The sequence below is a fragment of the Robertmurraya beringensis genome (assembly GCF_042433785.1).
Classification (GTDB): domain Bacteria; phylum Bacillota; class Bacilli; order Bacillales; family Cytobacillaceae; genus Robertmurraya_A; species Robertmurraya_A beringensis.
The window spans coordinates 32,677-47,128 of sequence record NZ_JBHLUU010000005.1; the positions used below are offsets into that span (position 1 = coordinate 32,677).

A 14,452-nucleotide genomic window follows, 5' to 3' on the forward strand; every position below is an offset into this window, starting at 1 on the left:
ATCAAATCGAAAAGGAGCCAAGTTGATGAAACGAAAATATAAATTTACGAAGTTAATTGCACCTTTATTGTGCACCACATTATTATTTGCCTGCAGCAATACAGAAGAGGAATCAACTTCAAATTCAGGTACAAGTACAGCTACAGAGGTTAATATAGAGAGCTTAAGCACACTAGGAGACAGCGACATACAATCTGTTGTAAGTGGACTTGTTAGCTATAGTGACGATGATCTTTATACAGACTGGGAAAATGAAGAGGTAACGAGTATTCAGTTGAATGGATCAACAGCAACCTATGAAGGATCTGGCGGTGTAGTTGTTTCAGGAAGTACCGTTACGATTAAAACAGGTGGCGTATATGTACTTAGTGGAACATTAGCCGATGGTCAAATTGTTGTAGATGCAGAGGATAACAATACCGTTCGCCTCGTATTAAATGGAGTAGATATTACTAGTAGTTCTTCAGCCCCGATTTATGTGAACAATGCAGAGAAGACAGTCATATCATTGCCTGAAGGAACGGAAAATACCGTCACAGATGGAACACAATATGTGTACGATGATGTAGAAGCAGAAGAACCAAACTCAGCTATTTTTAGTAAAGGCAATTTAACGATTAATGGTGAAGGAAAGCTTGTCGTTGAAGCGAACTTTAATAACGGAATTACAGGGAAAGATGATCTGAAAATTACTGGTGGAAATATCGAAATTACCGCTAAGGATGATGCAATTGTTGGACGGGACCTGCTAGCTATTAAGGATGGAACGTTCACCATCACAGTCGGTGGTGATGGCATGAAAACGACCAATGATGAGGATGCGGAAAAAGGAAACCTTGCGATTGAAGGTGGAACATTTAACATTACGGCAGAAAATGATGGACTTCAAGCCCAAACTTCTCTATATACATTAGGTGGAGACTACACCATTACATCGGGTGGAGGAAGCCCTGAGACGGTGGCAGCAAATGAAAATGCTATGGGTGGAAGAGGCCAAAGTGAATCAACGACTACGACAACAACGACAGAAACAAGCAGTTCAAAAGGGTTAAAGGCAACAGCTGAGCTCGCTATCGCTGGTGGAACGTTTAACATTGATTCACTAGATGACGCCGTTCATAGTAATGGCAACGTCCTTATTGAAGGTGGCGAAATTACAATTGCAACGGGAGATGATGGGATTCATGCGGATTCTTCAGTCTTAACGAAAGGTGGAAATATCACCGTTACTAAGAGTTACGAGGGAATTGAAGGTGGAGTCATTGCAATTGCAGATGGGATCATCGATGTAACGGCAAGTGATGATGGACTCAATGTTGGTGGCGGAGTCGATGGATCCGGCATGGACATGGAGAGCAGCACATCATCGGATATGTTGCTTCAAATCAGTGGTGGGTATGTGTCTGTCAATGCACAAGGCGATGGACTTGATTCGAATGGAAACTTTGTTATGACTGGAGGAATGGCGGTTGTAAGTGGTCCAACAAATTCTGGAAATGGTTCATTAGACTATAATGGGACATTTGAAATCTCAGGAGGATTATTAATTGCAGCTGGTAGCTCTGGAATGGTCCAAGCAAGCTCTGACACGTCTGAGCAAAATGGCATTCTGATGACATACCCAGCAACTCAAAGTGCAGGTACACTAATACACCTAGAAGATAGTGCAGGAAATACAATAGCCACTTTTGCACCAGATAAAGAATATTCTTCTGTATATATCAGCTCGACGGATTTAGCGAAGGACTCTAGCTACACATTATATTCTGGAGGAACTTCAACAGGTACGGAAACAAATGGTTTATACACGGATGGAGAATATAGTGGCGGCACGAAGGTGGTCGAGTTCACCATTTCTGATGTCGTAACCTGGCTGAATGAATCAGGAGTGACAGAAGCCCAAAGCGGTATGGGTGGAATGGGAGGCCGTGGTGGCGGCGGAATGAGAGGCGATGGAGGAACACCTCCTGAAGGAATGGAACGACCAGACAGAGGTACAGCACCAGATGGAGGGACTCCACCAGATCAAAGTACGACCGACCAAAGTACAACAACGGGTGATAGTTTATAAGAACTGGTAAAAGGTAGAAGGGACTCCTTCTACCTTTTTTAACATGGAATATGCCTTTGGTTTTTTACATCATAAAGTCCTTGAGCAGTAAGTTTAATCTCTGGAATGACGGGTAGAGACAAGAAGGAAACCGTTAAGAACGGGTTGAATCCTTCACCTACACCAATTTCTTCGAGTGCAAAGGTTAGCTTATTTAAGCCAGCGTACACTTCTTCATATGTGCCCATTGAAAGAAGGCCAGCAATAGGGAGGTGTAGAGAGGCCAACACTTCTCCATCTTTCACAACCACAAGTCCGCCCTGCATTTCTTTTATTTTTTGAGCAGCAAATAAGATATCAGAGTCGCTTGTTCCAGCGACCACTAAATTATGTGAGTCATGTGCAACCGTCGAAGCAATCGCTCCATTTTTCAATCCTAATCCTTTGACGATTCCTAACCCAATTTCATTGGTGTAATGATGCCTTTCAATGACTGCAAGCTTACATTGATCTTTTACAATAGAAGATTCAAAACAACCTGTATCGTTTACTATCACTTCTTCAATGAGATGATTGGTTACAAGGCTGTTTTTATTGATTTCTATAATATTGGCTTTGTTTTCAGTAATAGGAAGATGTAATGCCTCTTCGGTAAAATCATGAAAACAAACGGTATTAACATATTCAGAAGAGATATCTACTTGCTCATTTTCTGGGAAATAAATTAATTGCCCATGTTCAACCATAAGATTTCCATCTTTAAATACATGGGAGATGCTTACGGATTCTAGATCATCTAGCAGTAAAAAGTCCGCGTCATATCCTGGTGCAATCGCTCCTTTTTCCTGTAAACCAAAGCATTCAGCTGTATTAATGGTAGCTAACTGAATAGCCGTAAGGGGGTCGAGTCCTTCCGAAATGGCTAATCGAACATTGTAATCAATGCTTCCCTCATGCAGGATATCATCAAGATGCTTATCGTCTGTGACAAATAGACAGCGTCTAGCATTTCGTTCATTCACAACAGGAAGCAGCTTCTTTAAATCTCTAGCAACGGTGCCTTCTCGAATCATAAGGTACATCCCGCGGCGCAAACGTGCCATCGCATCTTCTGCCGTGGTACACTCATGGTCGGTACGCACACCAGAAGTCATAAAGACATTAATGTCCATATCGCTCAGACCGGCAGCATGACCATCAATTTTTGCGTTTAACCGCTTGGCTTCATATAGCTTATTTAACATCGACTCTTCCGCATTTTTCACGGCGGGAAAATTCATCACCTCTGCTAAACCGAGCACTCTTGGATGGGAAAACAAGGGGGACAAGTCCTCAATCTCAAGTGTGGCACCCGCTAACTCAAAGCTAGTGGCAGGTACGCAGGAAGGAAGCATAAAGTAAAAATTGAAGGGGAGATTTTCCGATGTATCTAGTAAAAGTTGAATGCCTTTTACACCCAGTACATTGGCGATTTCATGAGGATCGGCAACAATAGTGGTCACTCCTCTTAAAAGCTCAACCTTCGCAAATTCCTTCGGAGATACCATAGATGATTCAATATGAACATGACCGTCCAGAAAAGCAGGGCATACGTATCGGCCGCCTGCATCAAATTCCTTTTTACCAGAATATTGCCCTACACCAACGAAAGCTCCATCTGTAATGGCAACGTCACCTTCATAAATTTCGCCGGTAAATACATCAATAATCTTGCCATTTTTTATAACAAGATCAGCCTCTATTTTCCCTGAGGCTGCTTCAATACGTTGTTTTAGTTTGTTTTTATCCATACTCTCCTCCTAGAGTGTCTATAAGAGACTAGTATTCTGTTTTGTCAGATGATACTTCCCACATTTTAAAAGGTAGATTATACTCGTCAACCGTAATTTGATTCATCATAATCGTTCTATCTTCAATTGGCAAGCTAATTTCTTCATAAATAAAGTGATCATCAAAGCCAATTTTAGCAGCTTCCTCTTTCGTACACGCATAATAGACGGCCTTTGGTCTCGCCCAATAAATCGCTCCGATACACATCGGACAAGGCTCGCAACTTGTGTAAATCTCACAATCTGTCAGTTGAAAGCTGCCTAAATAGGAGCAAGCTTCACGAATCGCTTGAACCTCTGCATGGGCAGTAGGGTCATTGCTGCTGGTGACCTCATTTTTGCCTTTACCGATAATTTCCCCGTCCTTAATCACAATTGCCCCAAAAGGACCACCATGATTACTTAACACATTTTCACACGCTAACTTAATCGCTTCATTCATAAAAAATACTTTTTCCAATAGAATCACCTTTTCTGATGTAGTGAATGATTGATTAAAAAACTAACCTTTGTAAAAAGGTTAGTTTTTTTGGGTTGGAGGGCAAAAGAGGTTTCATATAATTGGTGGGTTTATTTCTGTATTATATGTATGTTTGAATATTCTGTCTGTTATGTTGTGATATTTTTTAACAATAAAAAAGCTCTTACCTGAAAAAGGTAGGAGCAACTTGTCAGATTATTTACGCTGAGTTTATTATAGTGTTTTATAGGTATAAAGAACCAGTTGATTTGAAATACCTAAAATATATTCACATTATTATTTCTGAAAAATAAGGAGTGTAAAAAGGGAATGGATGAATAAAAATAAAATAAGGGAGTAAGAAGAGTTTGCGCTGTTTTAATATAATATTTACCTAACATTACCTAGTGTTAAATTTACATAAAACCTCTTTTTTTTTCATTTTTTTTAGTGTAGAATACTAGTAAATAAGTAATGTTTATCACAGAGTCTTTTTCATTAAATAAGGGCGCGAAGAAATATGACTTGTACGTGGGCACCTGAGTCATATTGAGCGATTGGTGCAACCGACCTTTACAACTACATTCCATTGAATGAGCTGTAAAGGTTTTTTTATCCCCAAATTTAAGAACAAGCTCTCGAAAAAACATAAAAAAATTAAAAGGGGACCTTTCTTCATGTTAAAATCATTAAAGAAGAAAATGAAAGACCAAGCTGGTTTAACGCTAATTGAACTACTTGTTGTTATTGTTATTTTGGGGATTATTGCTGCTGTTGCGATTCCGATGGTTATGAGTCAGAGACAAGAGGCTGAGGATAATACAGATTTACAAAATCTGAAACTTGTTCAAGATGCAGTAAATCGATTTAATGCAGTTGAGGGAGTATGGCCAGGGAGTACAGACGAGGTAATAACTACTACTGAGCTAGTCCCAGAATTTCTAAATGAAATTCCAACAACATGCGCTGATGGAACTACTGCTGCAGAATTTAGAATTGATGGTAATGGTGTAGTTGAGTCTAGCTGTGTAACTACTCCATAGAGAAATAAAAGCTGTCGCGTCTCTGAGACTGTGGCAGCTTTGTTTTTAAGAGAAATCTCTGAAAGGAGCTAAATGAATTGTATATATTTGATTTATTTATTATCTTATTTTCCCTCGTATTCGGTAGCTTCTTCAATGTAGTAGCCATCCGCCTACTAAAAAAAGAATCCATCTCCTACCCACCATCCCACTGTACCTCCTGTAATCACAGGTTAGGTTTCTTTGATTTATTTCCTCTATTTAGTTACCTATTCATTAAAGGTCGTTGTCGTTATTGTAAAGAAAAAATCTCTCCTCTATACCCATTAGGAGAAGCTATGACTGCGATTATATTTTTTGTTGTTTACAAAGAAATAGGGCTTACTTCAGAACTAATTCCTGCCATTCTTTTATCAACATTATTAATTCTTTCTGTTTTAACAGACATCCGTGAAAAATTGATTCTAGATGTGATTACTCTACCAAGTATTGTGGTTCTTGTTATTGTACGTTTCTTCATCGGAGAAGAACCATTTTTAACTTACTTACTAGGCAGTGTAGTTGGTTTCGGTTTGCTCTTGTTGCTAGCTGTTGTCAGCAAAGGCGGCATGGGTGGCGGTGACATTAAGCTGTATGCAGCTATTGGAGTGGTACTCGGTCCAGCACTAACTGTAATGAGCTTGGTTTTAGCCTCGTTTGTAGGAGCCATTGTTGGAATACTATTAATCGCATTAAAAATTGTTAAACGAAAAGAACCGATTGCCTTTGGGCCTTCGATTATGATTGGAACATTAGTGGCTTACCTGTATGGGGAAGAAATTTGGACTTGGTACAGCTCACTACTCCTATAAGGGGCAGATGATATGAACAACGAAAAGGGAGTTACATTAATTGAATTGTTGATCTCTGTTGTTATTGCTGGAATGGTGATTGTACCGTTGCTCCTAATTATGACGGGTTCCTTTACAAGGACAGTGGAGCAAGGGGAAGACACGCAATTGAATTATTATGGTCAACAAATTATGGAGATTATCCGTGAAAAGGGGTATATAAGCGGAACCTCCCCTACACAATATTATTGCCAAAAAGATCAGAGCTGCGGCACCGCTACTATAGCTAACTATGATGCGAAAGTAACAATTACAGTAAATCCGGTTACGTATAGTGCGATTGAGTTCTTTGAAGTAACAGCAAAAATAGTATCAACTGACTCTTCAAGTTTAGAGCTTGTCACGGTGGTGAAAAAGCAATGAGAGATGAAAAAGGTGTAACACTAATTGAATTACTCATTGTCATTTTAATTATGGTAAGTATCTCAGCACTTGCCTTTACCCTGTTTAGCTATGGGACAAAAATGGAACAAGCAGTAGCAAAGGAAAATGAACTCCAGCGTGAGGCTCGTTTTATTATGGAAACGATCTCGAATACGGTAAGAGATGGAAATGAAATAAGCAATAAAATTGTTTACTCTAATGGTGAAATAAAATTAGTATCAGGGACCGTGTTATCTAAAAATGTTAAGAGCTATACGGTTACTGAACAGCTTGTTGAAGGTGGCACGAAAAAAAGGTACAAAGTGACTTTGGTTTTAGAAAAAGGTGATCACGAGTATAAGGTTTCAACAGAAGTATTTAATGATGCGCAAAAAAGAGTAAGGTATTAAGTGGTCGATGGGGGATGAAGATGATACGAAGATTAAAAGGTAACGAGTCAGGAGCAGCATTAATGATTGTTCTCTTTATTGTTGTCCTTGTTAGTATCGTTGGAACAGCCATGTTATCGACCACTACTTATGGTCTTCAAAATGTGGTTAAAACAACGAAGGAACAAGAGGAATTTTATCGGGCTGAAGGTGCAATTGAAATTGTCTTGTCTGAGATGAGTAATTATAAGAACGTTAGTACAGGGAGTAGTGGACCTTTTGCCTATTTAAAAGAGCAGCCAAGTTCCGCCTCTTACCAAATCGGGGGAAAGAACGTTCAAGTGAATATTTCTACTGATCCAGACATAAGTACTATCATTCCAAATTCAAGTAAACAGACTGTTGAAGTAATGATAGAAGCTAGTTATGATAACCACTCAAACATCTCGAGGATAATGTCATTTGATGTGGAGGTTTCTGCTGAAGCTAAAGCAAATACGGAAACCGCCTATAACTATGTTGATGATAGTGCTTTTAAAGATAAAGGGCAGTATAAGATACAAATAGATCAAATTCAGCTGAATATTTACAATAAGATCATTAATGAACTCGGAATTAATTGGAGTTCCTTTACAACGGTACTAGATAAAAAAGAAGTTGAAAAAGGTGACACCTTTGTTTTTCCACCAGGAATTTCAAAGTATAAGGAGATCAGTCTTTCGGGGAATGGTCGAAAGATGATTATCCCGAGTAATTCCATTGTCTTTGCAAAGACGATTGATTTAAGAGGAAGTGGAAACACAGATTCACAATTAGTCATCGAGGGAGCACTAGTTGCTGAGACACTGGATAATAACGGAAACTCAGTGGTTACGGTGAACAGTGGATTAATAGTTAATCACATAAAAGGAACCTCTAAGGCGTTTGAAGTGAATGGAAAAGCGAGCGGAATTAGTTGTTCTCTTTTACCTGTTGCTTGTCAAGTTCTTAACGATTCAAGTTCTTCGACTAAGAACATATCAAACATACAATCAAAAACCATTGAATTCTCAACCGATCGATAGCCAGCAAAAGAAAGAAGGTGCAACATGTTCAATTTCAAGAAAAACAATACATTCTCCGGTATAGACTTTCGCGACACGTATGTTACCCGTGCAAACGTACAAATTCAAAACAACCAACCTGTTTTGCTTGATATAGATGTGATCGATACTAACCATCATATAATAGAAAATTCAAGAATATCCGAGATAAATGGTATAGCTAGTTTGTTGAAGGAGAGGGTGTTGGACAAGCATGTTCATCTGGCCTTTCCAACACAAAACATCATTGTGAGACGAATTACCTCGCTTCCTGATTTAAAGGAAGATGCGCTTGCGAAGCTTCTTCAATACCAAGTAGGGGAAAGTATTCATCTTCCGTTTGAAAAATCTATTTATGATTTTGTGAAGATCGGGACGATTAAGGCGGAGCCAGACGAGCAGATGGATATTGAAAAATTGACGGCTGTGGAGTTTGCTTCTGAGTTAAGAGAGATGGCAACCGATAAAGCGGATATTCTGTTTTTTGCGACATCATTACCGTTATCTGAGGACCTATTGGAAGTGAGTATTCAAGCAGGTTTGAAGCCATTGAGTGCGGAGATTCGCGGGACGGCATTACAGCGATTGATTTCACATACAAACCCTGAGTGGTTGCATGATACCGAGATGGTTGTTGATTTGTCTAAGGAATCCATTGATATTCATATTTTCGCCAACGAGACCATTGCCTTTTCAAGAACCATGACAGTGGGAGCAATGGAGATTGAACAGGAAGATTTATTTTCAACCAGTGATGTGTTGCCCTTTGATGGATTTGTTGAAAATTTAGTAGAAGCAGCTGTGTCCGTGGAAGAATCAGCTCTTTATGAAGAAACGTATATTAACGATGTGGTTACTGAAATAGAGAAAGCACAGAACTTTTTTAGATTCTCATTAAGCAAGGGAAATAGCCATTTTAAACGAGTCATTGTTACCGGGAAAAACGCTTGTCAATTTGTATCTGTCCTATCTGATCGTCTTGAGGTAGAAGTAGCGGATATTGATTTTTCAAAGATTGTCGCGAACAATTTCCATAAAAAAGACCTATTGAATTCAACAAGCGTTGCGATTGGACTAGCTCTTAAAGGAAATGAAACCGTAAAGAAGAAGTGGAAAAAGTAATGGTGGTAGATAGGAGAGATCGTAGTGAACTTTAGCATTGATTTATTGCCACAGGAGAGGAGAAACAGGTTAAATAGATTGCCGTATTTACTGGGTGCAGCAGGCTTGTTTCTTGTGATCTCCGCATTACTCATTATTTTATTTATTATGGTGAAAAGTTCGGTACACGAGCTGGACGAGAAAGTTGCAAAAAGTACGGAAGCGAGAGATACAGTGTTAGCGGAGATTACGGCCCGTCGAACGGGTGTGACAGTATATAATTTCGTATATAAATATAATAAAATTCATGGATTTTTAAGTGGAATTTATAAAAACCCAATAACCATAAAAGAAAATCTATACAAGCTTCTACCCGAAGGTGGTTCTGTCTCCAATTATACCTTTGAAAACACGGGTTCACTGTCCATGACGGTTTTATTTCAAACGAAAGAGGCAGCAGCAACCTACCTTCAGCAGTTGTTAGAGGTGGATTTTGTGACAGAGGCTAAGGTGACTAGTATTAGTTTAAATACGGAGACCAATTTGTACGAAGCATATTTTGAAGCAACTGTCGTGACGTTAGAAGGTGAGCAGCAATGAAATTAGAGAGTTTGCTAAAAGAAAAGATACTAATTATTACGATTGCGATATTGGTTGTGTTTAGTGGAATCTTTTACTGGGCTATCATACGACCACTTGCTGCAGAAAAAGCAGAAAAGGAAGCGGACTTACAAAGAATTGAAGCGGATACGACCAGCTATGAAAAGGTGCTCCAATCGTTAGAGCCACAAACGATGACTGAAGCGGAAAAGCAGGAGTTATTTCAAGGAATTCCTGGACGTCCGAATATAGAGCAGGTCATCAAAGATATTGAAAAAACAGAAGGAGAAACAGGAACATCGGTTTCTACTATCTCTTTCCAAACGGAGTCAGACGAAGAGGCTCAAGCTGAAGTGACAACTACCGCTGATGGAACGGTTGAGCAGGATCAGTGGAGTACATTATTTCCTGAATCGATCTACAAGCTTCTTGAAGGAAGAGTAAGTGAAGTAAAGGAGTTTACGGTTTCCTACAATGATGTTCAAATCTCATTGAATGGCAGTGATGAAGACATCAATGAGTTCGTGGATAAGCTTGAACAGTTGCCGAGAGTGTTTCATATACAGAATGTCACATACTCTTTAAATTCGGAAAAGGGTAATATGGATGCAACTATCTCTGCACGAGTGTTTTATTGTGAAGCCTTTCAACAGGTATTGGAATAACTAATGAACAAAAGGAGAGCAACCGAATGGCACTTAAGCGAAAGCGTATAGGCGATTTGCTTATTGAAACAAATGTAATTACAGACGAGCAATTAATGGATGCCCTGCTTCAGCAAAAAAGTTCTGGTTTGCGTCTCGGTGATCAATTAGTTGCGATGAATATCGTGGATGAAGACACGATTATTCAAGTGCTGGAATTTCAGCTCGGCATTAAAAAAGTGAATTTGTATGAACTTGAGATTGATCGAAAGCTCATTAATATTATAGATGAAGAGTTAGCGAGAAAGTACCAGCTGCTTCCGCTTAGAAAGACGAATGATAAATTGCTAGTGGCGATGGTCGACCCACTCGATTATTTTGCGATTGACGATCTTCGCTTGAGCACCGGCTTCCGGATTGAGCCAGCGATAGCAAAGAGGCATGAAATTCAAGTGGCCTTAAATCGTTACTATGGCATGCAAAAATCGATTGATAAAATGCTTGAGGATATGCCATTAAACGAGGATGACGAAGGCTTTTTAGAAGCTCAGCAGTCGGATGATTCTCCAGTTGCGAAAATGGTGAATCAGCTTTTGAGCCAGGCACTTCAAGTCGGGGCTAGTGATATTCATATTGACCCGCATGAACACGAAACGCTTATTCGTCTTCGTGTGGACGGAGTTTTGCGAACAGAGCGTACCCTTCCGAAGAACATGAACAATGTTCTTGTCTCAAGAATCAAGATTATGTCCAAGCTGAACATTGCTGAAAAACGCCTTCCGCAAGATGGTCGTTTTAAAATGGACATTGATATGAGAAATATAGATTTACGTGTATCGATTCTTCCAACCGTGTTCGGGGAAAAGGTTGTTATGCGTTTGTTGGACACAGGAAACGTTGTTCTCGGAATTGAAAAGCTTGGTTTTTCAGAAAGAAACGAGGCCAATTTCCGAAAAATGATTAATAATGCATACGGAATTATTCTTGTGACAGGTCCTACCGGGTCAGGAAAATCCACCACTCTGTACACGGCTTTGCAAAAACTGAATACCGACGAAGTGAATATCATCACGGTTGAGGATCCGGTTGAATATCAAATTCGTGGAATTAATCAGGTTCAGGTAAAAGCGAATATTGGTATGACGTTTGCGGCTGGTCTTCGCTCCATTCTCAGACAGGACCCGGATATTATCATGCTGGGTGAGATTCGTGATACAGAAACCGCGGAAATTGCTTTGCGGTCAGCCCTAACTGGTCACCTTGTATTAAGTACGCTTCATACGAATGATTCTGTTTCTGCGGTTAGCCGATTGATGGATATGGGAATTGAGCCCTTCCTCGTGTCTTCAGCTGTGACTGGGGTTGTGGCTCAACGTTTAGTTCGAAAAATATGCAAAAATTGCTCTAGTCCATATGAACCGACAATGGAAGAAAAAGAGCTGTTTCAATCAAGAGGAATGGATACGAGCCATTTGAAAAAGGGGAAAGGGTGCTCGGCATGTAATAACTCGGGTTATCGTGGGCGAATGGCTATTCATGAGACGCTCCTGATTGATGATGAGCTACGCAATATGATTACACAGAAAATGCAGGACTCTGCTTATCGTAAGTACGTAAACACAAAAGGCTTCGTATCGATGTTTGAGGACGGACTGGAAAAAGCTGCACAAGGGTTAACAACTTTAGAAGAGGTTTATCGCGTAACGGTAGAATAATGGGGGAAATTCAAGATGATTCAAAAACTATTATTATTCGCATTTCAAAATGGAGCATCGGATTTACACATTACGACGGCAGTTACTCCTATTGTAAGAATCAATGGGAAGTTAAAGAAGGTAGGAAGCCAAGCTCTCACTCCTAACGAAACAGAGGAAATGGCAAGAGAGCTCATGACTCCAGAGCTGCAGGAGCATTTTGACCAAAAAGGTGAAGTTGATTTTTCCTATGCCTTACCGGGAATCTGCCGCTTTCGTGTGAATGTTTTTAGACAGAGAGGCTCTGTGGGGATTGTTTGTCGTGTGATTAATAGTAATGTACCAAACTTTCTTGACCTTCATCTCCCAGACATTATCAAGGTGTTTGCACAGAAGACACAAGGATTATTAATCGTTACAGGACCAACGGGAAGTGGGAAGTCCACGACGCTTGCGTCCATTGTTGATTTTATAAATGAAAATATGAGCAAGCATATTTTAACGCTAGAAGATCCAATTGAATACTTGCACAAGCATAAAAAAAGCATCGTGAATCAGCGGGAGATTGGGTTGGACTCTAATTCCTTTGCGATCGGTTTACGAGCGGCACTACGGCAGGACCCTGATGTGATTCTTGTGGGAGAGATGCGAGATCTTGATACGATTCGTACAGCGATTACAGCTGCTGAAACAGGTCATCTGGTTCTGGCAACTCTCCACACATCCGGTGCAGCCCAAACGGTGGATCGAATCATCGATGTGTTTCCAGCTGAGCAGCAACAGCAAATCCGTACCCAGCTTGCAGGTACTTTAGTGGGGGTTGTCTCCCAACGATTATTGCCTGTTGCCAAAGATGACGGAAGAAGAGCGGCTATGGAGATTTTAGTGAATAATCATGCGGTTGCCAATTTGATTCGCTCTAATAAAATTCATCAAATTCAATCCATTTTGGAAACCAATAAAGCTCTTGGTATGCAAACGATGAATATGTCAGTCAGAGAGCTTGTTCAAAGTGGGACTATTACCAAACAAACGGCTGATGAGTTTATTCCGAATTGGGATGCTCATCAGTAATCATGGACATTACGCGCTATAGGCGGTGAAATCATGCAATTTAAATACAAGGGAATTCACTCCCTTACCGGCAAAGAGCAAAAAGGAAAACTCATGGCTGCCAATCAAGCAGCAGCAGCAGAGGAGCTTGAACGTAGAGGCTTATATATTGCTGAGTTAAAGGAAATAAAAGAATCCATTTTAAATAAGGATCTTAATATAATTATTGGAGCACCTGTAAAAAATCAGGATTTCGTTATTTTTTGCCGTCAGTTAGCTACCTTACTGAATGCAGGAACGCCGATTGTCGATGCCATCAATCTTTTGTCCGAGCAAGTGTCTTCCAAGCCGTTTCAACAAGCGTTAAAGACGATTTATCAAGATGTTCGTTCGGGGACATCACTGTCTAAATCATGCTCACAGTTTCCAAAAATCTTTGACCGTATTTTTGTCAATATGGTGCTTGCCGGAGAAACGAGTGGGGACTTAGAAAATGTCATGAACCGGTTGGCGATCTTTTATGAAAAAGATCGGAAGGTAAAGGAAAAGGTAAAGTCAGCGATGGTGTACCCGATTGCTGTTTCCATTGTTGCGGTGATCGTTGTCGTGATCCTTTTAACAAAGGTTCTTCCGAGTTTATTAAACAATTTATTATCAGTTGGTGGAGAAATTCCTGTTCCGACGAAAATCGTGATGGCCGCGTCTGATTTCTTGATTCATCAATGGTATATCGCCTTAGGCATTGTCATCTTACTAGTAGTAGGTTTTATTGCCACCAAGCGGAATCCAAAGGGACGATATATGCTTGATTTAATCGCATTGAAGACGCCCATCTTTGGGACATTGTTGCAGAAAACGATTTTAGCTCGTGTATCACGAACGATGGCTTCTCTGTTTGCCAGCTCAGTACCGGTGCTCCAAACCTTAACCATGAGTGCAGAGGTGGCGGGGAATTCAGTTGTTGCAAAGGTGCTGGAGGACTCAAAGAATTCATTAAGACGGGGAGAAAGCTTATCCACTCCGTTAGCAAATAGCTGGGTATTTCCTAAGATTACGACGCATATGGTACGAATCGGGGAAGAAACGGGTCAGCTTGATACGATGTTTGAGAAAATTGCCGAGTTTTATGAAGACGATGTGGAGGAAATGTCTACTCGTTTGAGTGCCATTTTAGAGCCGCTTATGATTGCGGTGTTGGGAAGCATCGTCGGGTTAATCGTAATGGCTGCGATGCTACCGATGTTTTCCATCTATGAAAATTTTAAATAACAGCAA

At 40.2% G+C, this 14,452-nt stretch carries 14 protein-coding genes and 1 riboswitch; of the genes, 12 read left to right on the forward strand and 2 right to left on the reverse strand.

Annotated elements, in window-relative coordinates; genetic code table 11:
- The first annotated feature begins 25 nt into the window (after positions 1-25).
- Positions 26-2,071, forward strand: coding sequence for a carbohydrate-binding domain-containing protein (locus tag ACFFHF_RS00590; RefSeq protein ID WP_377057387.1), 2,046 nt, complete (start codon positions 26-28; stop codon positions 2,069-2,071).
- A gap of 38 nt (positions 2,072-2,109) precedes the next feature.
- Here ACFFHF_RS00590 and ade read toward each other — a convergent pair whose 3' ends face one another.
- Together ade and ACFFHF_RS00600 are read right to left on the reverse strand one after the other, a co-directional pair.
- Positions 2,110-3,840, reverse strand: coding sequence for an adenine deaminase (gene ade / locus ACFFHF_RS00595; protein ID WP_377057388.1), 1,731 nt, complete (start codon positions 3,838-3,840; stop codon positions 2,110-2,112).
- A gap of 28 nt (positions 3,841-3,868) precedes the next feature.
- Complete coding sequence (locus ACFFHF_RS00600) at positions 3,869-4,339, reverse strand: nucleoside deaminase (RefSeq protein ID WP_160545952.1); 471 nt, start codon at positions 4,337-4,339, stop codon at positions 3,869-3,871.
- Positions 4,340-4,836: 497 nt separating this feature from the next.
- A riboswitch (cyclic di-GMP riboswitch) is annotated at positions 4,837-4,920 on the forward strand.
- A 96-nt stretch (positions 4,921-5,016) separates the two neighbouring features.
- On the opposite strand from ACFFHF_RS00600, the gene ACFFHF_RS00605 reads away from it, so the two are divergent.
- From ACFFHF_RS00605 to ACFFHF_RS00655, 11 genes are all read left to right on the forward strand, one after another.
- On the forward strand, positions 5,017-5,382 hold the full coding sequence (locus tag ACFFHF_RS00605; RefSeq protein ID WP_377057389.1) for a competence type IV pilus major pilin ComGC: 366 nt from the start codon (positions 5,017-5,019) through the stop codon (positions 5,380-5,382).
- 77 nt (positions 5,383-5,459) lie between these two features.
- The gene (locus tag ACFFHF_RS00610) at positions 5,460-6,212 is read left to right on the forward strand and encodes a prepilin peptidase (protein ID WP_377057390.1); all 753 of its coding nucleotides are present in this window, start codon (positions 5,460-5,462) and stop codon (positions 6,210-6,212) included.
- 12 nt (positions 6,213-6,224) lie between these two features.
- Positions 6,225-6,614, forward strand: a complete 390-nt coding sequence (locus tag ACFFHF_RS00615; RefSeq protein WP_377057391.1) for a type IV pilus modification PilV family protein — start codon at positions 6,225-6,227, stop codon at positions 6,612-6,614.
- A complete protein-coding gene (locus tag ACFFHF_RS00620) occupies positions 6,611-7,024 on the forward strand; it encodes a prepilin-type N-terminal cleavage/methylation domain-containing protein (RefSeq protein WP_377057392.1) in 414 nt (137 codons plus the stop codon). Before ACFFHF_RS00615 ends, ACFFHF_RS00620 begins: the two co-directional genes overlap by 4 nt.
- A gap of 20 nt (positions 7,025-7,044) precedes the next feature.
- A complete protein-coding gene (locus tag ACFFHF_RS00625; RefSeq protein ID WP_377057393.1) occupies positions 7,045-8,067 on the forward strand; it encodes a hypothetical protein in 1,023 nt (340 codons plus the stop codon).
- A 24-nt stretch (positions 8,068-8,091) separates the two neighbouring features.
- Complete coding sequence (pilM, locus tag ACFFHF_RS00630) at positions 8,092-9,207, forward strand: type IV pilus biogenesis protein PilM (RefSeq protein ID WP_377057394.1); 1,116 nt, start codon at positions 8,092-8,094, stop codon at positions 9,205-9,207.
- 24 nt (positions 9,208-9,231) lie between these two features.
- Positions 9,232-9,786, forward strand: a complete 555-nt coding sequence (locus ACFFHF_RS00635; protein WP_377057395.1) for a hypothetical protein — start codon at positions 9,232-9,234, stop codon at positions 9,784-9,786.
- Positions 9,783-10,451 (forward strand): hypothetical protein, encoded by a 669-nt coding sequence (locus ACFFHF_RS00640; RefSeq protein ID WP_377057396.1) that lies wholly within the window; start codon positions 9,783-9,785, stop codon positions 10,449-10,451. Before ACFFHF_RS00635 ends, ACFFHF_RS00640 begins: the two co-directional genes overlap by 4 nt.
- 26 nt (positions 10,452-10,477) lie before the next feature.
- Positions 10,478-12,145: a type II secretion system ATPase GspE gene (gene gspE / locus ACFFHF_RS00645; RefSeq protein ID WP_377057397.1), complete on the forward strand. Its 1,668-nt coding sequence runs from the start codon at positions 10,478-10,480 to the stop codon at positions 12,143-12,145.
- A 15-nt stretch (positions 12,146-12,160) separates the two neighbouring features.
- Positions 12,161-13,198 (forward strand): PilT/PilU family type 4a pilus ATPase, encoded by a 1,038-nt coding sequence (locus tag ACFFHF_RS00650; protein ID WP_160545942.1) that lies wholly within the window; start codon positions 12,161-12,163, stop codon positions 13,196-13,198.
- A 33-nt stretch (positions 13,199-13,231) separates the two neighbouring features.
- Positions 13,232-14,446: a type II secretion system F family protein gene (locus ACFFHF_RS00655; RefSeq protein ID WP_377057398.1), complete on the forward strand. Its 1,215-nt coding sequence runs from the start codon at positions 13,232-13,234 to the stop codon at positions 14,444-14,446.
- Positions 14,447-14,452 lie beyond the last annotated feature (6 nt).